This window comes from Streptococcus pyogenes (genome assembly GCF_002055535.1).
GTDB lineage: Bacteria > Bacillota > Bacilli > Lactobacillales > Streptococcaceae > Streptococcus > Streptococcus pyogenes.
Window position 1 is genome coordinate 448,965 of record NZ_LN831034.1, and the last position, 22,085, is coordinate 471,049.

A 22,085-nucleotide genomic window follows, 5' to 3' on the forward strand; every position below is an offset into this window, starting at 1 on the left:
GGAGAGTGATGTATGGAACTCGTAAAGACGATACAAATTGGTGATGACATCTATCCTCCGATACCTGACCTATTTGGCATTCAAGAGAATCAGGAGTTTAACCTTTATAAATCAACTGATGGAACTTTGGTGTTAAGTCCATCTGATAGCAAACTATCAGCGGATCACCAAAGTATAAGCAGTGATGAGCAGATGACAACAGCTGTTGAACAAGCAAGGTTAGATGAGATTGCGACTTCAGTATTATCACGACATCTTGACGCATTTAAGGAATTGACAGAATGAGAATACTAGGTTTTGTAAGAAAGACTGTTGATTACTTTGAAAGAAATATACCGAAAGCACTTCAAAGGAGGTGCTTTTTTTGTACCCCAAAATAAGGAGGGCTTATGGGACTACTTGATTTAATTGGAAGAAAAAGGGCTAGAGATAAGCCCCAAAACAGTTATGAAGGTCAGGACTTTTCCTACCTCTTTGGTCGCACGACTAGTGGCGAGAATGTGGATGAGTTTAAGACTATGCAGACGACGGCAGTCTATGCCTGTGTGCGTGTTCTTGCTGAAGCGGTGGCGTCACTTCCTATTCACATCTATGAACGGACAGAAAATGGGAAGGAGAAAAAGCTGGACCACCCACTGTACTTTCTTCTTCATGATGAACCCAATCCAGAGATGTCCTCCTTTATCTTTCGAGAGACAATCATGAGCCATCTTTTGATATGGGGAAATGCCTATGTACAGATTATACGAGATAAAAGTGGTATGGTATCGCTACTGCTAAAGCAGAAGGCGAGCGTTCTGATAAGAAAGCTGCTCTTGATTATCTGGCAACGGATGCCTTAGAAGCACGAATTGCAGCACTTCACAAAGCTAAGATTGATGAGTTGACCGTCTCTAGTTCAGCATGGATGCCAAGGCTTATCTCCCAACAGATTCTATCAGAGTATGTGAAGAGCCTAGAAGTTGAAGCTGATAAGGTCGTTATTCCAGGACAGAATACTCCAGTCTTTAGTTGGGATAGGGATGGGAATGGGAATCTTTCCATTGACACACCGCTCCTAAAGGTGAGAGGGGAAAGTCTAGCGACACAAGCTGACCTTACAACCATCTCTTTAACTCCTGGTCCAAAGGGAGAACTCTGGCAGACAAGTGTTGAAAGGTTGGATATAAAAGTAGACAAGCACATCAGCCTAACCTTCAAAAATGGCGTACGGATTGATTGATAAAAGGCAAGGGCGTATCAATTCGGCACGTCCTTTTTTAGTTTATCTGTGGTATAATGAAAGAAGTTATATTGGGAGTTGAGATGCACGATTCATTTGAATTTTGCACTCCCTAAAAAGGGTAAAGGTTAGATTGTATGATAAAACTAATAGCAACAGAAATAGGAATAAAGTGGATAATACAATAAAAGTTCTAAATAGCTTGAAACAAAGGGACTAGGAGTTTGAGTGGGAATTTTAATACTCTAGGGTAATTTTATGTAGAGTGTTTGAAAATAATAACGTTAAAAAGTTAGTAATCGTTAAAGAATTTAAAATAAATTGTAATAGTTTATCGCTTGTTTTATCGCTTGAAGAACGAGCGATAAATTTATTTTTATGGTATAAATAAGAAAAAAGATTGTAAGGAGAAAATGATGAAACCACCTTTTACAGTTACGAATACCATGTTAAATAAGGTAGTAGAGATTTCTAAAATTATTGGTAATTTAGAATTACAAGTACAGAAAGATTTAAAATTAAGAAAAGAAAATCGTATTCAGTCTATTCACTCATCACTCGCTATTGAACAAAATTCTTTAACAGTAGAACAAATAACAGCCATTATTGATGGGAAAAGAGTGTTAGGGAACCCCCGTGAGATAAGAGAAGTAAAAAACGCTTATGAAGCTTATGAAGAAATTTTAACGCTAACTCCCTATGATGAATCACATTTTTTTAAAATGAAGAAATTTCAACAGTACATTTACCGATAACAACATCGTCAATCACAAGTCCTATGGGGTTGGGGAGTGATTCGCTACCTGTAAAAATTTCCTTATTTGATGTTGATACCTATCTTGCAGATTCGATGCAGTTTCACTTAGAGTATATACTTAGACTTTTTCCAAAGTCAGGAGTTCATTACTTAATGCCTACTTTTAGAGGAGAAGCAGTAGATCATCGACATTTATCGCAATTTTATCATAGTGAGTGTGAGATAGAGGGAGATTTACACTATGTGATGAATTTAGTGGATAGATATATTAAGTTTCTGGTTAGTGAAATTCTTAGAGAGTGTCGAGATAGTATTTTTGCTATAACAAAAGATGTAAGTCATTTGGAAAGTTTTATTGATCGAAAGATACCAATTATTACGTTTGAAGAGGCTTGTACTATATTGGAAAATGAAATAGATTCATTGGAATATAATGATGAACATCATTTTTATGTGTTAACAGATGTTGGGGAAAAGAAATTAATGGAACATTTTGAGGGAGTAGTTTGGGTAAAAAATTATCCCTGTAAAAGTGTCCTTTTTTATCAAAGGTTCTCAACAGATCATCTATTTGCCTATAATGCAGATTTGTTGTTAGGAATAGGCGAAACTGTAGGTTGTGGAGAAAGATGCGAAACATATGAAGAAGTTGTAGAAAATATGAATTATTTACAAGTAGATGCTTCTGAATATAGTTGGTATTTAGAAATGAAAAAAACAAGACCTATGAAATCTTCAGGATTTGGTTTAGGAGTAGAGCGTTTAATAGCGTGGATATTGAAGTGCGATGATGTTCGAAAAGTTCAATTAATCAGTAGAGAAAATGGGATTGATTATTTACCATAAAGGAGGAAGAAAAATGAAAAAGAATATTTTAATTGTAGGTGGAGGTCCAGAGATAACTATATGTTATGATTTAATTAACAATAGTACGGAGTATAATTTCTTTTCAGTATCAGAAATTCCTACGATGTATCCAGAGTTGTTTGTAGAAACAATTGAAACCAGCTTTAGAAATTTTGGAAAGACGATTGAACAAATTAAAGAGCTCAAATATTCTATTGATGCTGTTGCTTGTTGGGATGAAGCTTTAACGCATATAGCTGATGATATTTCAAAAGAATTAGGATTGAACCCTATTTCATCGCTAGATTCTCAATCATTCAGGTTTAAAGATCGAATGAGAATGGTATGTGAAGCTGGTGGACTAAAAATGCCCAAATATAAAATTATCAATCAATTTTCAGATACAAATAAAATAATCAATTGGAAATATCCATTAATAGTGAAACCAACCTCTTTTTTAGCAAGTATAGGAGTGAAAAAAGTTTATAATTTTTCAGAATTACAACAAGCAGTTTCTCAAATGCTTAATGTAAAATTTCCGGTTTACATAGCTTCAGGGGTATATGAATTGGGGGAATTATATAATTTAGAACCTAGAGTTTTGGTGGAAGAGTTTATTGATGGAGAAGAATATAGCTTAGAGAGCGTGGTAAGAAATGGAATCTATACACCTCTAGGGATAACTAAAAAAATAGTGGATGAAAAATTATTTATGGATGAAATAGGCCATATTTTCCCTTCAAATTTAAACAAAGAAGAAAAAAGTAGAGTATATTCTTGGGCAGAAAAATTACATCAAATTTTGCAATTAAATCATATTACGACTCATACAGAATTTAGAATTGGAAGAAATGGAGATATTATTTTAATAGAAATTGGAGCAAGAATCGGTGGAGATTGTATTCCAAACTTAATGAAAAACAGCTTTATAGTCAAGGGATTTGATTTTTATAATACTTATTTAAAAGCTAGACTAGGTTTACAAGAAGAGTTAAATACAGACACTAATAAGTTTTCAGGAATTGTATTTTTCAGACTCAATCCAGAGAATTACGGAAAAATATTTAATGGAGTGAGTTACGATGCACCTAAAACTTCACTAATATTTGAAGAAAAGATATATAAAAAGGAAGGAACTGTATTGCCAAATCCGATTAATTGGAGTAATGAGAGAGTAGGATATGTCTGTTTGGAAAACAAGGAATACGCTGTGCTAGAAAAGGAGATGAAAGAAATATTAAAATCATTGTCAATAGAGTAAATAGTGAAAGAAACATCAAATCTATAGGTATTTGTTCACCCTCCTATCCGGGGACATTTCATTATCAGAAACGATATAAGAGAGGAGTAGAATTTTTACAAAATAAAGGATTTACTATAGTAGAGGGAAATTTAACAGGAAAAGAAGGTTATAGAGGGGAAATTTCAGGAGGAGTTCAAGACAGAGCTGAAGAATTAAATCAACTTATTCCGCGTGTGGATGTCATCATGACTTCCATAGGTGGCTACAATTCTAATTCTGTATTAAAGTATATAGACTACGATCTATTTAAACAGAAATCTCCTATCTTTATTGGATATTCTGACACAACAGCTCTTGCTTTAGCCTTATATAAAAAGACTGGATGTATAACTTACCTGTCTCAGAGCGTTATCTCTAATTTTGGAGAGTTTGAACCGTTTAATGAATTAAATTATTTCTATTTTGACTTCATGCTTCAGAGTAAGTGCGAAACCTTAATGGTACAAATACCAGATGTTTGGACGGATGAGTGGATAAATTGGGAAACCTATGAAAGAACCAAAAAAACAAATAAAAATGAGTGGATTATTTTTAACAAAGGTGAATTTAATGGTACTTTGATCGGAGGAAATCTCGATACCATTGTAGGAATAATAGGAACTGAGTATATGCCAAAAATAACAGAGGATACCATACTCTTGTTAGAAGATGTATATACGGATCTAGGAAGACTATATAGGAATTTCACAACGCTTGCCTTACATGGTATTTTTGATAAAATAGGAGGACTTATTATTTCAAAATTTGAAACAATAGGGGAAAATAGCGATGTTATTAATGATATCATTAATGAATTTGTAGGGCATAGAAAGATTCCTATTTTATTGAATTTTGATTGTGGTCATACCCATCCTAGCTGTTTAATGCCTATTGGTGGTAAAATTACGTTGAGTTTAAGCTAAAAGAGGTGGTATATGAACAATAGAGAAAGTAAATTAACGGGTTTCTATGATGTTTTTGAGGAAGAAGTAGAAAAAATAAATCATATTCATAATGTTTTTGTAGAGGAGTCAGAAAAATTTGGCTTTCAACAGATGAAGATTGCTATGGTAGAGCATAGAAAAAAATACTTAGATGCAACCGATGTTCATTATACAAAATACAAAAATATTTGAAGTTCATAGAGTAAAAGAAGAGTCAGTATACGCCCTCCAATCAGATTTGGCACTTAGTATGTCGCCGTTGTATAGCTAACTTACCACAACAAATACCTGTAAAGTGGATTCAAGACAGAGTGTTATTTAGAGATAGAATTCCTACATATAAAGGTTATAGAAGACAATTTAATCAAATATTATTAGGTGCATGGGGAATAGAATCAGCTTATGTGGATGCAGAAATAATAGTTGCAACTTGGCGAGGCTTGCAACGATTTAAAGGAATTAAAGTAGAATTTATTCAACTGTCTAACAAAAATATATTTGATGTTTTGGAGAAAGATTTATCTAAAAAGTTAAGATTTGAAGATATTTCAATTGAAGCAATATTGGGTAAATATTTGTGTAATAATGACATAGAAATCATAAAATGTCTTTATGAAAAAGATAAAATAAATATGGAACTCTTAATTAGTCTTATTTCAAAAATAAGTAACAAACTGGTGAAACAGGAATTTATAAAAGTTTTAGTCTTGTATGAGTATGTAAAAAACTTTTTACCAGTAGATTGCATTTACTTTTCATTATCTAATTTATATGGAACAGGACATTATTCAAGTATGAACTATAAAATCTTCATACGAACTAAGTCAGGTGACATATTTGATATTGCTGATGGTGGTAGAATTGATGATATGGTTTCTAAATTTAATAAAGTAAACGTATTAGGAGTTTGCATGGGAATAGGAACCACTGTTTTATCACAAGAGATTGAGTATGAAATTGAAGATAGAATAATGATATTAGTTGAAAAAATAGATGTGAAAATCTATAAGAATTGTCTTGAATTAGCAAATAAATTAAGTGGGTATCATTGTTCCGTTTTTGAGTTTCCTTATAAAAAAATCAAAAAGTTTTTTAAACATGAATTATATTCGAGACATCATTATATTATTGTTCGATTAGATGGAAGTATGGAATACAGATTTTCATCTGTAGCTTTAAAAAATAAAATTAAAAGCATACTTGATAGTTGATGTATACTGTCATTTAGAATAATAATCACATATTGTTGTCAACGAAACCCACCATAGTCTATAATGAAAGCCTAGTAGGGATGAGCTATATACCAACTATCTATCAATCCAGACGTCTCTACTAAAAAATACTCCGTCTTCTATGAAACTAGAAACGGAGTATTTCTGTTTGTCTATACCACTAAATGAACAGTTATATAGAAAGGTGATTGGATGTTTGGAATAAACATCCTGAAAAAAATTTGAGACCTTCTTATATCCTAAACTAGAACGAATGTCTAGTGAAATAAAAAAAGCGACACCATTAGGATGTATTTTGGACTAATGTCAAATAAGTAGACAGAAAACCGTGTTATTTTATTACGTTAAACTAATTTTCTTCTTTCTGATTAGGGGTTAGTCCTAGATTAGCCGTATGTGGGTTGTAATTGTTATAAAAATTCTCAATGTATTCAAAGCAGTCTAATTGAACCTGTTTGATACTTTTTTTGGTTGATTTGTCTATGCTTTAAATACTTGAAAAATGCTTCAGTTACGGCATTATCATAAGGATATCCAGGTTTAGAAAAAGAATGCATGATAGTGTTGTCATCAATTATTTTTCTCAATTCCCTGGCCTTAAATTGTGACCCTTGGTCGGAATGAAAGAGAAGTGTTCCTTCAATCTTTCTTTTATTAAGAGCTAATTCTAGAGTGTCACATGCTAACTTTGCATCCATACGGTGACTCAGTTTCCAAGCAATACATTTTCTAGAATAGAGATCAAGTATTGCGCAGAGATAGACATATTTCTTATATCCAATAGAAATATAGGTGAAGTCAGTAGACCATACTTGATTAGGTTTGTCAGGATTAAATTTCTGGTTGAGTAAGTTTTGAGGATACGTTTTTTGAGTCCTTTTAAGAGCTGTTTTTGGCTTAACGGTAGCCATTTTAGGGAGCGCCATATTCTTCATTAGACGGTAAATTCTTCCTTCAGAGATTTTTGTGTCGTAGTCTCTTTGAAGAATGACTTTGATAGACTTCACACCAAGTCTTTTGTTTGCTTTGGTATAAATCTCAAGTATTTGTTTTCTATAAATTTGATTATCCAATTCTCTTTTTGAGGGCTTATGTTTTAGAAATTTATAGTAAGTGGAGCGATTGACACGTAAAACACGATACAAGGTTGTTGTGACGTGTTCAAAGCGTAACCGATAAACAGCGAGGAGTCTTACTTTAAGTTTTGCATGAATATGGCACTTGCTTTTTTTAGGATAAGGTTCTCCTCTTCAAGCTGCGCATTACGTTTTTGTAGCTCTTGTATTTGCTTGGCAGTAAGTACAGAATTATCTTCGAGTTTGACTTGGGAATACTGTTTGATCCATTTTGCAAGCGCAGAAGCGGATACCCCATAGTCTTTACAGAGTTCAGACCGAGTTTTTCCAGTTTGATAAAGGTTAACAAGAGATTGTTTGAATTCTTCATCATAGCGTTTAACTGTTGACATAGGCTGTCCTTTCGTTTTTGTGTCTTTTAAAACAGATTGTAACACACAAAGTTTTGTCTACTTTTATAGTATACATCCAGTGGTCATTTATAAAAATAAAAAAAGTAGCAGTTCACTTCAAAAACGGTCAGGTTATCGAAATATAATCTGGCTGTTTTTTACGAATGGAATGAAAGCTGCTTTTTATGATATAATAAGAAAAATTGAACAGAATGCAGAAATGATGGGGCTTATTTAAATCGTTAAAAAGTGCACACCCTAAATGGCGTTTGCACCCCCCTAGAGTAAAAAAAGGAGACATTGTATGATAAAACTAATAGCAACAGATATGGATGGTACTTTCCTAGCTGAAGATGGTACTTATAATCAAGAGCAACTAGCTGCGCTCTTGCCAAAGTTAGCCGAAAAAGGCATTTTATTTGCGGTTTCGAGTGGCCGCTCGCTCTTAGCCATTGATCAGCTCTTTGAGCCCTTTTTGGATCAGATTGCTGTTATTGCAGAAAATGGTTCCGTGGTTCAATACCGTGGTGAGATTCTATTTGCAGATATGATGACCAAAGAGCAGTATACCGAAGTTGCAAAAAAGATTTTAGCCAATCCTCACTATGTAGAAACAGGTATGGTTTTTTCTGGGCAAAAGGCAGCCTATATTTTAAAAGGCGCATCAGAAGAGTACATTCAAAAAACAAAACATTACTATGCTAATGTTAAGGTTATTAATGGTTTTGAAGATATGGAGAATGACGCCATTTTTAAAGTTTCTACCAACTTCACAGGCCATACCGTCTTAGAAGGAAGCGATTGGTTGAATCAAGCCCTCCCTTATGCCACTGCAGTGACCACCGGCTTTGATTCCATTGATATTATCTTAAAAGAGGTGAATAAGGGCTTTGGTATGGAGCATCTTTGTCAAGCCTTGGGCATTAAGAAAGCAGAAACGATTGCTTTTGGGGATAATTTTAATGATTACCAGATGTTGGAGTTTGCTGGTAGGGCTATTGCTACGGAAAATGCAAGACCTGAAATCAAAGTGATTTCAGACCAAGTCATTGGCCACTGTAATGACGGAGCAGTACTAACGTATTTAAAAGGACTAGTGTAACTCATGAATATTAGAATTTTGGCGCTTGATTTAGACGGTACCCTCTACAACACTGAAAAAATTGTCACAGATGCCAATAAAAAAGCCTTAGCAGCGGCTAGAGAAAAAGGGGTTAAGGTGGTTATTACCACAGGTCGCCCTCTAAAGGCCATCGGTAACTTGCTAGAAGAGTTGGACTTGCTTGACCACGATGACTACAGTATTACCTTTAATGGGGGGTTGGTTCAGCGAAATACAGGGGAGGTTTTGGATAAGAGTTCTCTCAGTTTTGACCAGGTTTGCCAGATTCAGCAAGCTTTAGAGGCGGTTGGCTTACCAACAGATATTATCAGTGGTGGGGATGTGTATAGCATTCCAAGTAAGGACGGTAGGCATTCGCAGTACCATCTAGCTAACCCACTGTTGACCTTTATTGAGGTGACATCTGTAGCGGAACTACCAAAAGACATTACCTATAACAAAATTGTGACAGTCACCGATCCAGACTTTTTGGATCAGCAGATTATAAAGCTATCCCCAAGCTTATTTGAGGATTTTGAAGCCTTTAAATCACGAGATATTATTTTTGAAATCATGCCAAAAGGCATTGATAAAGCTTTTGGATTAAACTTGCTTTGTCAGCACCTTGGCCTTGACGCTAGACATGTCATGGCTATGGGAGACGAAGCTAACGACTTTGCGATGTTAGAATGGGCAGGACTTGGAGTAGCTATGGCTAATGGTGTTTCAGGAGCTAAAGCCGATGCCGATGCCGTGACCACCTTGACCAATGATGAGTCTGGAGTTGCAGAAGCTGTGAAGACATTTATTTTAGAAGAGGAGAGTTAATGGGATTATTTGATCGTTTATTTGGGAAAAAAGAAACCCCGAAGGTAGCTGAGGAAAAGTTAGAAGAAAATCTTTTGACAGAAACAACTCAGAAAGAGGAGCTTTCTGAAAAAGCCAATGAGCAAGACAAGATTGAGGCGGTTCAACAAGAGGACGTTTCTTCAGAGGGCGCAGGTTCGGTGGAAAATGGTCCCGAAGCAGCTTCAGTAAACGCACTGGTTGAGGAAGAAACAGGTGACAATAGTAATCATCCATCAGAAGATACCAATGAGTTTGCTGCCGACAAAACAGACCTTAAGGTAAGTGAACTTAGTCAATCTACGGCATCAGAACCAAAAGACCTTGTTGACCAGCCAGTTGTGGAACAGTTTCCAACAAAACAAGCCCAAGCTGATGCCTCAAATGATTCGGCGAATGAAGAAGCAGTAGACACTTCAAAAGAGCAATCCAGTAGCCAACAGGTTATGGAAGACTACTACCGTCGTAAGGCTGCTCTTGAAAAAAGCCTTCAAGAAAAAGCAGCGGCAACGGTTCCAGTGATGCCAGAAGAAGTTCCACAAGAAAATCAGGCCTCTACCTCAGCAGAAGCTTCTCAAAACAAGGCAACCCACGATACCATTCCTGAGACAGATCAAGAAAAATACAAGCGTAGCTTGAAAAAAACGCGGACTGGCTTCTCAGCTCGTCTGAACAGTTTCTTTGCCAATTTCAGGCGAGTGGATGAAGAATTCTTTGAAGACTTGGAAGAAATGCTGATCTTATCAGATGTCGGTGTACATGTGGCGACAACTTTGACAGAGGAGTTGCGTTATGAAGCCAAACTGGAAAATGCGAAAAAACCAGATGCCTTGAAACGTGTGATTGTGGAAAAATTGGTAGATATCTATGAAAAAGATGGGCGTTATAATGAAGCCATTAATTATCAAGATGGCTTGACGGTTATGCTTTTTGTAGGTGTTAACGGGGTTGGTAAAACGACTTCAATCGGGAAGCTGGCTTACCGTTACAAACAAGAAGGTAAAAAAGTCATGTTGGTGGCAGCAGATACCTTCCGAGCAGGGGCTGTGGCTCAGCTAGTCGAATGGGGACGCCGAGTAGATGTGCCAGTCATTACTGGCCCTGAAAAGGCTGATCCAGCGTCTGTTGTTTTTGACGGGATGGAAAAAGCTGTGGCAAAAGGTGTAGATATTCTCCTGATTGACACGGCTGGTCGCCTGCAAAACAAAGAAAATCTCATGGCAGAGCTGGAAAAAATGGGTCGTATCATTAAGCGCGTGCTACCAGATGCCCCTCATGAAACGCTTTTGGCCTTAGATGCGTCAACAGGACAAAATGCGCTTAGCCAAGCCAAGGAATTTTCAAAAATAACACCATTAACAGGTTTGATTTTAACGAAAATTGATGGCACGGCCAAAGGTGGTGTAGTCCTAGCCATCCGTCAAGAATTAGACATTCCAGTCAAGTTTATCGGATTTGGTGAAAAAGTGGATGATATTGGAGAATTCCACTCAGAAGACTTTATGAAAGGCCTTTTGGAAGGTATCTTATAACAGCAAAAACCAGTCTCGTTTTATTGAACGAGACTGGTTTTTAGTATGTCATCTTAGGCTAATCCTTTTTTCCCTAAATGGTAAAACATAGCAAAGAAAAAGATAAAATCAAGTAGAGCAAAAATAGTAAAGAGAAGGTAGACAGACTGGACACCGCTTGTGAATTCTGCTTGACTATTTGCTATCAGTGATGCCATAGCAGTTCCTAGAGCGCCAGCAAATTGCTGCATCATCTGAAAAATGGCCGTGGCATCGGCATTTTTCTCGGCAGGCAATTCTCGAATAGCCGTGGCTAAGCTATTATTAAAGCCCATGTTACGCCCAAACGTGAATAAAATATATAAAAGAGTGAATGGTAAAAGCATAAAATGTCTTGTTTGAAGTGTCATAATAATCAATGATAAACTAAATAAGGCATTTCCTAAATAAAGCGAAAGTCTTGCTCCTTTTTGATCATAAAGTTTACCAAAAGCAGGTGCTAGTAGAGCTCCGAGTAAGGTACCAGGTAGTAACACCATACCAGCTTGAGAACTATTAGCAATCTTTTCCATGACAATAAAGTTTGGCGTTAGAAAATTTATGCCTAAATTAATCAGCTGGAAGACAAAAAAGGGAATCAGGCCAAAGGTTAGAGAGGGAATTTTGAGAATGCGAATATCAAGAAAGGGTTGCTTAGCTGTGAGATTCTTGTAGAGGAAGAGGATAAAGCTGAGAATAAAAAGCCCTAAGTAATACAAATTAACACTGCCGTTTTCTAGACTAGTAATAGCTAATAAGGCAGAAGTTAAGCTAATCGATAGTGCAATAAATGCCAACCAGTCAAAGGGTACTTTTTCGCTTACTGGAGAATCTTCGAGGTAATAATAAGCTAGAATACCTGCAATCAGTGGTACAGGGAGTATACAGATAAAAATCCATTGCCAACTAAAATGGCTAATCATAAAGCCCCCATAAGTAGGCCCAAAAGCAGGTGCTAAGCTAATAATAAGACCAGCAAATCCCATAAATAGACCTACCTTATGCATTGGGACACGCTCTAAAATAATATTAAACATCTGAGGCATTACCAGACCAGTACCAATGCCTTGAAAAATGCGGGCTAGCAACATGATCGCAAAGGACTGGGTCAGAACGGCCAAGATGGTGCCAAATGTAAAAAGACCTGTGGCCATAAAAAAGAGGGGTCTTTCCCGCACATTTTTTTTCAGTGTAGCCGAAGTGGTCATCATAATCGCCACTGCTAGTAAATAAATGGTCGTCATCCATTGCAAGCTATTTAAGGGTAACTGATAGACTGACATCAGTGTCGGGAAGGTGACATTCATACTGGTTTCAGACAAAATTCCTGAAAAACCAATGAGTGCTATGGCGATAATCGCCATAATTGTTTGTTTTGAAACGGTTTGTTGATGATGTGACATGATAACTCCTTTATCTAATCGATTGTTATTGTATCATATAATCTTAAAATTGTCAGAAACTCTTTTTTGCTAAATCAATAGATACGAATAACAATAGTTGCTCTTTCAGAGAATTTTTTGAAAACGCTTGACAGAATCTTAAAGAGATGATAACATTAAAGCGTTCTCAGATGTGATTACTTCAGGTAAGCAGGCTAGAGACATAACAATCAGAATATTAAAGGATGTTATCACAGTTTTGTGAGCAGGGACCTATTTGAAAAGTGCTTTTTAGCGAGCTTTTGGATAGGTCATTTTTTATTGTGATACTAAAGGACTAGGACTTTTATGTTGATTAAACGCGTTTTAAACCATAATGCGGCGATTTCGACCAACCATCAAGGATTAGATATTTTATTGATGGGAAAAGGGATTGCCTTTGGAAAAAAAGTTGGAGATAGTATTGAGCTTAATGCTATCGAAACATCATTTGTTTTAAAAAATAGTGACAATATGAATCGCTTCACAGAGTTATTTATTACGGTGCCACAAGAAGTTGTTGCTTGCTCAGAGAGAATTATCAATCTAGGTAAAATTAAATTAGGCAAAACCTTAGATGAAATTCTCTATATTAATTTAACGGATCATATTCACTCTGCTATTGAAAGGCATGAGCAAGGAATGTTGATTCATAACCCACTACGGTGGGAAATTCAACGCTATTATCCTGATGAATATAGTCTAGGGGTAAAAGCCTTAGAGCTAATTGAGCGTAATCTAGGAGTCACTCTAGCTATTGATGAAGCAGCTTTTATTGCCATGCATTTTGTCAATGCTAGTTTGGACACTCCTTTTAAGGAGCCACATCGCCTGACGGAGATTGTTTCTTATATTGAGCAAAAAATCAAAACAGACTTCAAAACAGAATTGGATGACACATCCATCGATTATTACCGCTTTATGACCCATATTAAATTATTTGCTCAACGTGTGTTATCACAGATGTCTTACGATGATGATGATGCGGAACTGCTTTTAGTGGTGAAAACGAAATACCCTAAAGAATATCGGTGCGTCTTAGATATTAGTGAGGAGATAAAAAAGCGGTACAACTACCACCTTAATTCAAGCGAACTTTTGTATTTGACGGTTCATGTTAAACGTTTAGTGAAACATTTAAAGGAGACTTAATATGACGTATCAAGAAACTGCCAAGGCTATTTTAGCGGCGGTTGGTGGCAAAACAAATATTCAACGTGTGACACACTGTGTAACACGTCTACGCTTAGTACTGAAAAATGATGAGAAAGTTAAAGATCAGCAAGTCAAAGCCATTTCAAATGTGATTGGCGTGATGCGCAAAAACGGCCAGTACCAAATTATCTTGGGCAATGATGTCAATAATTATTACCAAGCCTTTTTAAGCCTAGGGCATTTTGACAATCAAGATGAAGATCATTCTTCAAAAGCGAAAGGAAGTATCCTTGAGCGCTTGATTGAAACCATTGCTGGCGTGATTACACCGCTGATTCCAGCCCTTCTTGGTGGTGGAATGCTCAAAGTGGTGGGAATCTTGCTTCCTATGCTTGGCTTAGCGAGTGCGGACTCTCAAACCGTTGCCTTTATTAACTTCTTTGGCGATGCGGCTTATTATTTTATGCCTGTCATGATTGCCTATTCAGCAGCGGCGCGCTTTAAGGTGACACCTGTTTTAGCAGCGACGATCGCAGGGATTTTATTGCATCCTGCCTTTGTTGCAATGGTAGCAGAAGGTAAACCATTGACTTTATTTGGAGCACCAGTCACTCCTGCTAGCTATGGCTCATCTGTTATTCCCATTTTGATGATGGTTTACTTGATGCAATACATTGAAAAATGGGTCAATCGCTTGGTGCCAAGCGTGATGAAAAGCTTCTTACAGCCAACCTTAATCATTTTGATTTCTGGCTTTTTGGCTTTAGTGGTTGTAGGTCCTCTTGGTGTGATTATTGGTCAAGGGTTATCTAATACCATGCTCGCTATTTATCATGTGGCTCCGTGGCTAGCACTTGCTATTTTGGGAGCGATTATGCCGCTTGTTGTCATGACGGGGATGCACTGGGCTTTTGCACCAATCTTTTTGGCCGCTTCGGTCGCAACACCAGATGTCTTGATTTTACCAGCAATGTTGGCTTCTAATTTGGCTCAAGGAGCCGCATCTTTGGCTGTTGCCTTTAAAACAAAGCAGAAACAAACACGTCAAGTTGCCCTTGCCGCGGGGATTTCAGCTTTGCTGGCAGGTATCACGGAACCGGCACTTTATGGGGTCACACTGAAATTTAAAAAGCCACTCTATGCAGCCATGATTTCAGGTGGTCTGGTTGGAGCCTTTATTGGTTTTGTCAATATTGCTTCTTATACCTTTGTCGTACCTTCTATTATTGGTTTACCACAGTACATCAACCCATCAGGCGGAGCTAATTTTACAAATGCTTTGATTGCCGGAACTGCGACGATTGTGTTAGCCTTCAGTTTGACTTGGTTCATGGGAATTGATGAAGAGTCCCCAAAGCAAGTGAGTGTTGCAGCAGATATGTCACAAGTTAAGAGCGGCTTGTCAACCAAACAAACGTTGTATGCTCCAATGACAGGTGAGATGCTTTTTCTATCAGAAGTTCCTGATGAAACCTTTTCTTCCAAGTTATTAGGAGAAGGATTTGCCATATTACCAAGCGAAGGTGAGGTCTATGCCCCCTTTGATGGTGAAGTCATCACTTTCTTTCCAACCAAGCATGCTGTTGCCTTAAAAAACACACGTGGTGTGGAAGTCTTGATTCATGTCGGTATTGATACGGTTGAGTTAAAAGGGCAAGGTTTCGAGCAGTTAGTGTCTGTTGGCGATGTCGTGAAACGAGGCCAGGCACTTCTAAAAATGGATATTGATTTCATTACTTCAAAAGGCTATTCACTCATCAGTCCTGTGGTCGTGACCAATTCGGCTGAGCAGTTGGAGATTATTATTCAAGATGACAAAAAAATGGTGACTAAAGAGGACGCTTTGTTAGTCATTTTATAACCTAAAAGGAGAGGGAGAATGGGAATTTTTCCAAAAGATTTCTTATGGGGCGGCGCAGTAGCTGCCAACCAAGTGGAAGGAGCATTTGAGGCAGACGCAAAAGGTTTGTCCGTACAAGATGTTCTACCAAATGGTGGACTAGGAGAATGGACAGATAGTCCTACCAGCGATAATTTAACTTTAGAGGCGATTGATTTTTACCACCGCTACAAAGAAGACATTGCTCTTTTTGCCGAGATGGGCTTTAAAGTCTTTCGAACGTCTATTGCTTGGTCTCGTATTTTTCCAAATGGTGACGATGACCAGCCCAATGAAGCAGGTTTGCAATTTTATGATGACTTATTCGATGAATTGTTGAACTATGGCATCGAACCCTTAGTGACCTTGTCGCATTATGAGACACCTCTGCATTTGGCCAAAGCCTATAATGGTTGGACAGATAGACGTCTGATTGGCTTTTTTGAGCGCTTTGCTCAGACAGTCATGGAACGCTATAAGGACAAAGTCAAATACTGGTTGACCTTTAACGAAGTCAACTCGATTTTACACATGCCCTTTACCAGTGGTGGCATCATGACAGAAAAAGAAAAGCTGAGCCTGCAAGATTTATACCAAGCTATTCATCATGAATTGGTAGCATCTGCTAGTGTCACAAAGCTAGCGCATGAAATCAATCCTGATGTTAAAGTTGGGTGTATGATTTTGGCGATGCCTGCTTACCCAATGACCTCTGATCCTCGTGATATACTTGCTGCGCATGCATTTGAAAATCTTAATCTCTTATTTTCAGATATTCATGTGAGAGGCAAGTATCCTTCATATATTAAGTCGTATTTTAAAGAAAATGGGATTGAGATTGTTTTTGAAGACGGAGACAAGGAATTATTAGCGGAACATACGGTTGATTTTCTATCCTTTAGCTATTACATGAGTGTCACACAAGCCCACAATCCTGAAGCTTACACATCTGGTCAGGGAAATATTCTAGGTGGTTTGTCCAATCCATATTTAGAATCTTCGGAGTGGGGTTGGCAGATAGACCCAATTGGTCTGCGATTGGTCTTGAATCAGTACTATGACCGCTACCAGATTCCTTTGTTTATTGTTGAAAATGGCTTAGGTGCAAAGGATCAGCTGGTGCAAACCGCAGATGGCAGCATGACGGTTCACGATGATTATCGCATTGACTACATGAGTCAGCATCTCGTACAAGTTGCCAAAGCGATTGAAGATGGCGTTGAGGTCATGGGTTACACTTCTTGGGGCTGTATTGATTGTGTCTCTATGTCAACAGCCCAATTAAGTAAACGCTACGGTTTTATTTATGTTGACCGAAATGATGATGGTACTGGTCAACTCACACGCTATAAGAAAAAATCATTTGATTGGTACCGACAAGTCATTCAAACCAATGGACGTTACCTTGAGGATAATTTTTCCTAAATAGGTCTTGTTTAAGATGGTGACTCTGTTCCTATGCTAACTGATAAAACTCAAAAAGCATTTGTTTTGATAAAAAACAAGTGCTTTTTTATTAGTCTTTAAAAAACGCGGTAAACATAAGGATTATTAGGTTCTTTGGTTTGATGAACCTCAGCAAGTTGAAGGACAGGTAGATGTTGTTCTAAGTTTTTATCATATTCCATATGAAGGCGACCTTTAACTGTTAGCCATGTGTTGTTAGGGTAGCTGGTTTGATTACCTGTGGTCAAAAGTCCGTACACTCCTGAGTCGGCAATACAGTGAATAATGCCGAAGCGGAAAAGGAATTGGTAGTTGTCATGGCCCGGTTCGTTATAAACAAAGCCAGTGTATTGGATGTCACGATCAAGAAACTCATCTGGGTAGAGATAGATCAATTCCATCACTTCCATATAATTTTCAGTGGTAATGGTGACCGGTTTCTTGCCTTTATATTTATGGAGTTCTTGACGCATCTCCTTTTGGTAGGCAGACTTTGTAAAGTAAAGGCTGGTATCAGGTTTGAGGTATTGAATGGTGGTACCGTCATCACTGACTCCCGTTTTAGAGGCTCCCGCAGCCAATGGGAAAGTATAGCCTTTAGCAGAAACCGTGGTGGAATCTAAGGTCACGGTCGGCACAAGGAGACCAATCAAAACAGGAAAGACCAAGATAAAAGGACTCGTCAGCCTTGCGATTTTTCCTGTTAAATGGCTATGTACCTTAATGTTTTTCATCCAGGTATAGAGTTGAACAAGAGCTAAAATGAAAGATAAAATCATGGAAATATAAGCAAGGTAAGAATACCGAACATTGATGTACTGATCCAGTTTGCCAGACAGCTGGAGATACATGGTTAGTTCAAAATAGCCAGCTAAAATTAAAAAGCGAATCATTAGAGCACCCCCACAAGTAAACAATAAACGGCAATCATAAGAACGGATACGCCGATAAATTGGACAATGAAGCGTCCTTTAAAAGCCTTTACCATCATCATAAGGTTTTTAATATCCACCATAGGACCAATTAAAAGAAAGGCAAGAACTGGAGCCACTCCAAAGGTGGATAATAAGGAAGCTCCGATAAAGGCATCGGCTTCACTACATAATGATAGAATGAAAGCCATCAGCATCATGATCAAAATGGCTGTCAAGGGATTGTGCCCAATCGTTGTCAACACACGAGTTGGGACATATATTTGCATGGCAGAGGCAATCAAGGTTCCAAATACGAGATACCTACCGGTGTCGAAGAATTCATCAATAGCATGTACCAGTGCTAGATAAATGCGTTTTGGCAAGCTTTCATGAGAATAATCATGAAAATGCACGGGTTGAGCATTATCCTTGAGAATGTTATCATCTACAATAAAAGCTAACATTACCCCAAGTGTAATGGCTACTAGTGCAGCACCGACCAAGCGAAGTATCAGAAAGCGCAAAGAATTCCCAAAAGCAGAATAAGTAGCGAACAAAACAATAGGATTAATGATAGGCGCTGTTGCCAGAAAAGGGACGGCCGTATAACTAGGCACCTTTTTTTCCAAAAAGCGGTTGATGATGGGAATAATCCCGCATTCACAAGAAGGAAAAACAAATCCAACAAAGGTTCCAAACAGAATGCGCAAGCATTTTTGCTTAGGTAGGTATTTTTGAACCAATTCTGGCGTTACAAAGACTTCAATACAACCAGATAAAATAGTTCCTAGGAGCACAAAAGGAAGAGCTTCAATGATAATGGACATAAAAATCGCAAACCATTGCAAGACACTGGGAGGAAGGTTGGAAAAGAGTGACATTCACCATATCCTTTCTAGATGATAAAAGAGGAGGCTGAAACACGAATGTTCAGCCTCGACTGATACGTTTTGTTAGCCTGATCGCTAAAAATCTCTCAACTCAGTTTAAACGAATGGACGATATGTTAAGAGAATGAGACAAACTAGCTATGGTTTGCTTGGTTTTGTTTGTTCTGTCGTTTTTTCTTTGGTCGCTAGTTTACCATCAGTATTGACTTCCAAAGGCTTATCAAAACTAGGGATTGATGCAAAGCCTGCTAGCATTTTTTCAAGTTCATCATTTTTTTTATGGGTAATTGCCATATCTATGACCTTCTTTCATTCAAGATAAGTCTATTATACTATCATTTGAGAACAATGCCAAAGCGGAAGTGTTGTTTACTTCTTTCTTTTTTAAAATTAGGTATTGTTATTTAGGGTTTCGTCAGTTATTTACTAAAAGTAGCTTTTTTTGATTCTTTACGCAACTTTATATTAGGACAATGTTTCGCTATCATTTTTTGCATTAACATGGTTTGTGTTATAATAGCAATATTATGGAAAATAACAATAATCACAACATTGCAGAGGCTTTGTCAGTTAGTCTCCATCAAATTGAACAGGTGCTTGCCCTAACAGCACAAGGCAATACCATTCCCTTTATTGCACGTTACCGTAAAGAAGTAACAGGAAATCTAGATGAAGTGGTGATTAAGTCCATTATTGATATGGATAAGTCTCTCACTACCCTGAATGAGCGCAAAGCAACCATTCTCGCTAAAATTGAGGAACAGGGAAAACTGACAGATCAGTTACGAACGAGTATTGAAGCAACCGAGAAACTCGCTGATTTGGAAGAGTTGTACCTGCCTTATAAGGAAAAACGCCGTACAAAAGCGACGATTGCGCGTGAAGCAGGCTTGTTCCCATTAGCACGTTTGATTTTACAAAATGCGCAAAACCTTGAAACAGCAGCAGAACCCTTTGTCACAGAAGGATTTGCCAGCCCACAAGAAGCTCTAGCAGGAGCTGTGGACATCCTTGTGGAGGCCATGTCAGAAGATGCTAAATTACGCTCTTGGACCTACAATGAGATTTGGCAGTACAGCCGCTTAGTATCAACGCTTAAAGATGAGCAGTTGGATGAGAAAAAGGTTTTCCAAATCTATTACGATTTTTCTGACCAAGTGTCTAACATGCAAGGATATCGTACTTTAGCCCTTAACCGTGGCGAAAAGTTAGGCATCTTAAAAGTGTCTTTTGAGCATAACTTGGAGAAAATGCAACGCTTTTTCAGTGTGCGGTTCAAAGAAACCAACCCTTATATTGAAGAGGTCATCAATCAGACCATCAAAAAGAAAATTGTTCCAGCTATGGAAAGACGGGTTCGTTCAGAACTCAGTGATGCCGCAGAAGATGGGGCTATCCACCTCTTTTCTGAAAATCTCCGTCATCTTTTGTTAGTGTCTCCTTTAAAAGGGAAAATGGTTCTTGGGTTTGACCCTGCCTTTCGAACAGGTGCAAAATTGGCTATCGTTGATCAGACTGGAAAATTGTTGACTACTCAGGTTATTTATCCCGTAGCACCAGCTAGCCAAACGAAGATTCAAGCAGCTAAAGAAACACTGACTCAGCTCATTGAGACTTACCAGATTGATATTATTGCCATTGGAAACGGAACAGCCAGTCGGGAAAGTGAAGCCTTTGTAGCAGACGTTTTGAAAGATTTCCCAAATACGTCCTATGTCATCGTTAACGAAAGCGGTGCTTCTGTTTATTCAGCGTCAGAGTTAGCCCGCCATGAGTTTCCAGACCTCACAGTGGAGAAGCGCTCTGCTATTTCTATTGCTCGTCGCTTGCAAGACCCACTCGCAGAATTGGTTAAAATTGATCCTAAATCTATTGGCGTCGGTCAGTACCAGCACGATGTGAGTCAGAAAAAGTTGAGTGAGAATCTTGGTTTTGTTGTGGATACTGTGGTTAACCAAGTCGGTGTTAATGTGAACACGGCTAGTCCATCTTTATTAGCACATGTGTCAGGTTTGAACAAAACGATTTCAGAAAATATTGTCAAATACCGCGAAGAAAATGGAGCACTGACATCACGCGCTGACATCAAAAAAGTGCCGCGTTTAGGAGCCAAGGCGTTTGAGCAAGCAGCAGGTTTTCTCAGAATTCCAGGAGCCAAAAATATTTTAGACAACACAGGAGTTCACCCCGAGTCCTACCCAGCAGTCAAAGAACTCTTTAAGGTACTTGGTATTCAGGACTTGGACGACGCTGCCAAGGCAACTTTAGCAGCAGTTCAAGTTCCCCAAATGGCAGAAACATTGGCTATTGGGCAGGAAACCCTTAAAGATATCATTGCTGATCTCCTTAAACCGGGTCGTGACCTTCGTGATGACTTTGAAGCACCAATCTTACGTCAAGATATCCTTGATTTGAAAGATTTGGAAATTGGCCAGAAGCTTGAAGGAACTGTGAGAAACGTCGTTGACTTTGGTGCTTTTGTAGACATTGGTGTTCATGAAGATGGGCTTATTCACATTTCTGAAATGAGCAAAACCTTTGTCAACCACCCTAGTCAAGTTGTTTCAGTGGGTGACTTGGTAACTGTTTGGGTCTCTAAGATTGACTTGGACCGCCACAAGGTCAATCTCAGCCTATTGCCACCGCGTGACACTCACTAATTATGTCCAAGAAGTTTCCCTGGCTGATTTTGGCAAACCACTTCACCACAAGGCTTATTGGAACAAGCGCCTAAAAACAACTGGCGGTCGCTTTTTTCCAAAAGATGGTCATTTGGATTTTAACCCTAGGATGCTTGAGGAGCACGGTGAGCTTATTTTTCGGAAAATTGTTCGCCATGAGCTCTGCCATTACCATCTTTATTTTGAAGGAAGAGGGTACCATCATAAAGATAGGGATTTCAAAGATCTGCTAGCTCAAGTAAACGGGCTTCGTTATGTCCCAACTAGCTCTAAATCAAAGACTAATCATCATTATAGTTGCCAAACCTGTGGGCAGGTTTATCAACGAAAAAGGCGTATCAATCTGGCTAAATATGTTTGTGGAAATTGCCACGGGAAACTTATGGAAAAAAATCAGTCGTAAGACTGGTTTTATTTTGCGAAAAACAATGTAAACTAGTATCATAGAAT

At 38.0% G+C, this 22,085-nt stretch carries 20 protein-coding genes and 2 pseudogenes; 17 read left to right on the forward strand and 5 right to left on the reverse strand.

All coding sequences use genetic code 11. The annotated features are described in order from the left end of the window. Positions 1 to 12: 12 nt before the first annotated feature. From B6D67_RS02460 to B6D67_RS10370, 9 genes and pseudogenes are all read left to right on the forward strand, one after another. The gene (locus B6D67_RS02460; RefSeq protein ID WP_010922005.1) at positions 13 to 285 is read left to right on the forward strand and encodes a hypothetical protein; all 273 of its coding nucleotides are present in this window, start codon (positions 13 to 15) and stop codon (positions 283 to 285) included. Between the two features lie 104 nt (positions 286 to 389). Then, a pseudogene (locus B6D67_RS02465) lies at positions 390 to 797 on the forward strand (phage portal protein); the annotation flags it as partial. Positions 798 to 907: 110 nt separating this feature from the next. After that, positions 908 to 1,222 carry a hypothetical protein gene (locus B6D67_RS10540; RefSeq protein WP_011285436.1) on the forward strand — a complete coding sequence of 105 codons (315 nt, stop codon included), beginning with the start codon at positions 908 to 910 and terminating at the stop codon, positions 1,220 to 1,222. 416 nt (positions 1,223 to 1,638) lie between these two features. After that, entirely contained in the window at positions 1,639 to 1,977 is a 339-nt protein-coding gene (locus tag B6D67_RS02475) for a Fic family protein (protein WP_011285437.1), read from the forward strand. A 23-nt stretch (positions 1,978 to 2,000) separates the two neighbouring features. Continuing rightward, positions 2,001 to 2,825: an asparagine synthetase A gene (locus B6D67_RS02480; protein WP_029714029.1), complete on the forward strand. Its 825-nt coding sequence runs from the start codon at positions 2,001 to 2,003 to the stop codon at positions 2,823 to 2,825. Between the two features lie 13 nt (positions 2,826 to 2,838). Beyond that, positions 2,839 to 4,086 carry an ATP-grasp domain-containing protein gene (locus B6D67_RS02485; RefSeq protein WP_011285438.1) on the forward strand — a complete coding sequence of 416 codons (1,248 nt, stop codon included), beginning with the start codon at positions 2,839 to 2,841 and terminating at the stop codon, positions 4,084 to 4,086. Positions 4,087 to 4,115: 29 nt separating this feature from the next. Further along, the gene (locus B6D67_RS02490; protein WP_227868530.1) at positions 4,116 to 5,030 is read left to right on the forward strand and encodes a S66 family peptidase; all 915 of its coding nucleotides are present in this window, start codon (positions 4,116 to 4,118) and stop codon (positions 5,028 to 5,030) included. Positions 5,031 to 5,042: 12 nt separating this feature from the next. Continuing rightward, complete coding sequence (locus B6D67_RS02495; protein WP_011017514.1) at positions 5,043 to 5,243, forward strand: hypothetical protein; 201 nt, start codon at positions 5,043 to 5,045, stop codon at positions 5,241 to 5,243. Between the two features lie 119 nt (positions 5,244 to 5,362). Then, a complete protein-coding gene (locus tag B6D67_RS10370; RefSeq protein WP_011285440.1) occupies positions 5,363 to 6,262 on the forward strand; it encodes a class-II aminoacyl-tRNA synthetase family protein in 900 nt (299 codons plus the stop codon). Between the two features lie 370 nt (positions 6,263 to 6,632). Here the strand turns inward: B6D67_RS10370 and B6D67_RS02505 are convergent. Further along, positions 6,633 to 7,751 (reverse strand): annotated as a pseudogene (locus B6D67_RS02505) (IS3 family transposase). 304 nt (positions 7,752 to 8,055) lie between these two features. Here B6D67_RS02505 and B6D67_RS02510 point away from each other — a divergent pair. Genes B6D67_RS02510 through ftsY form a run of 3 tightly spaced genes read left to right on the forward strand, consistent with a single transcriptional unit; the run spans position 8,056 to position 11,231 of the window. Next, complete coding sequence (locus B6D67_RS02510) at positions 8,056 to 8,853, forward strand: Cof-type HAD-IIB family hydrolase (protein WP_010922011.1); 798 nt, start codon at positions 8,056 to 8,058, stop codon at positions 8,851 to 8,853. A 3-nt stretch (positions 8,854 to 8,856) separates the two neighbouring features. Beyond that, the gene (locus B6D67_RS02515) at positions 8,857 to 9,681 is read left to right on the forward strand and encodes a Cof-type HAD-IIB family hydrolase (RefSeq protein WP_010922012.1); all 825 of its coding nucleotides are present in this window, start codon (positions 8,857 to 8,859) and stop codon (positions 9,679 to 9,681) included. Next, a complete protein-coding gene (ftsY, locus tag B6D67_RS02520) occupies positions 9,681 to 11,231 on the forward strand; it encodes a signal recognition particle-docking protein FtsY (RefSeq protein ID WP_010922013.1) in 1,551 nt (516 codons plus the stop codon). Before B6D67_RS02515 ends, ftsY begins: the two co-directional genes overlap by 1 nt. 53 nt (positions 11,232 to 11,284) lie before the next feature. Here ftsY and B6D67_RS02525 read toward each other — a convergent pair whose 3' ends face one another. Continuing rightward, positions 11,285 to 12,652, reverse strand: a complete 1,368-nt coding sequence (locus B6D67_RS02525) for an MFS transporter (RefSeq protein ID WP_010922014.1) — start codon at positions 12,650 to 12,652, stop codon at positions 11,285 to 11,287. Between the two features lie 327 nt (positions 12,653 to 12,979). Here B6D67_RS02525 and licT point away from each other — a divergent pair, with 327 nt between their 5' ends. From licT to B6D67_RS02540, 3 genes are read left to right on the forward strand one after another with little or no spacing between them, the layout of a single operon-like run. Next, positions 12,980 to 13,822 (forward strand): BglG family transcription antiterminator LicT, encoded by an 843-nt coding sequence (gene licT / locus B6D67_RS02530; protein ID WP_011285444.1) that lies wholly within the window; start codon positions 12,980 to 12,982, stop codon positions 13,820 to 13,822. A 1-nt stretch (position 13,823) separates the two neighbouring features. Continuing rightward, entirely contained in the window at positions 13,824 to 15,686 is a 1,863-nt protein-coding gene (locus B6D67_RS02535) for a PTS beta-glucoside transporter subunit IIBCA (protein WP_010922016.1), read from the forward strand. Positions 15,687 to 15,704: 18 nt separating this feature from the next. Then, on the forward strand, positions 15,705 to 17,129 hold the full coding sequence (locus B6D67_RS02540; protein WP_010922017.1) for a glycoside hydrolase family 1 protein: 1,425 nt from the start codon (positions 15,705 to 15,707) through the stop codon (positions 17,127 to 17,129). 98 nt (positions 17,130 to 17,227) lie between these two features. Here the strand turns inward: B6D67_RS02540 and B6D67_RS02545 are convergent, their stop codons facing one another. From B6D67_RS02545 to B6D67_RS02555, 3 genes are all read right to left on the reverse strand, one after another. Further along, positions 17,228 to 18,043, reverse strand: coding sequence for a TIGR03943 family putative permease subunit (locus B6D67_RS02545; protein ID WP_010922018.1), 816 nt, complete (start codon positions 18,041 to 18,043; stop codon positions 17,228 to 17,230). Further along, positions 18,043 to 18,945, reverse strand: coding sequence for a permease (locus B6D67_RS02550; RefSeq protein WP_002990594.1), 903 nt, complete (start codon positions 18,943 to 18,945; stop codon positions 18,043 to 18,045). Before B6D67_RS02550 ends, B6D67_RS02545 begins: the two co-directional genes overlap by 1 nt. Before the next feature lie 147 nt (positions 18,946 to 19,092). Continuing rightward, positions 19,093 to 19,248, reverse strand: a complete 156-nt coding sequence (locus tag B6D67_RS02555) for an SPJ_0845 family protein (RefSeq protein WP_002985576.1) — start codon at positions 19,246 to 19,248, stop codon at positions 19,093 to 19,095. A 233-nt stretch (positions 19,249 to 19,481) separates the two neighbouring features. On the opposite strand from B6D67_RS02555, the gene B6D67_RS02560 reads away from it, so the two are divergent. Both B6D67_RS02560 and B6D67_RS02565 read left to right on the forward strand, forming a co-directional pair. Continuing rightward, positions 19,482 to 21,614: a Tex family protein gene (locus tag B6D67_RS02560; protein WP_002991935.1), complete on the forward strand. Its 2,133-nt coding sequence runs from the start codon at positions 19,482 to 19,484 to the stop codon at positions 21,612 to 21,614. Beyond that, entirely contained in the window at positions 21,601 to 22,038 is a 438-nt protein-coding gene (locus B6D67_RS02565) for a SprT family protein (RefSeq protein WP_010922020.1), read from the forward strand. Before B6D67_RS02560 ends, B6D67_RS02565 begins: the two co-directional genes overlap by 14 nt. Positions 22,039 to 22,085 lie beyond the last annotated feature (47 nt).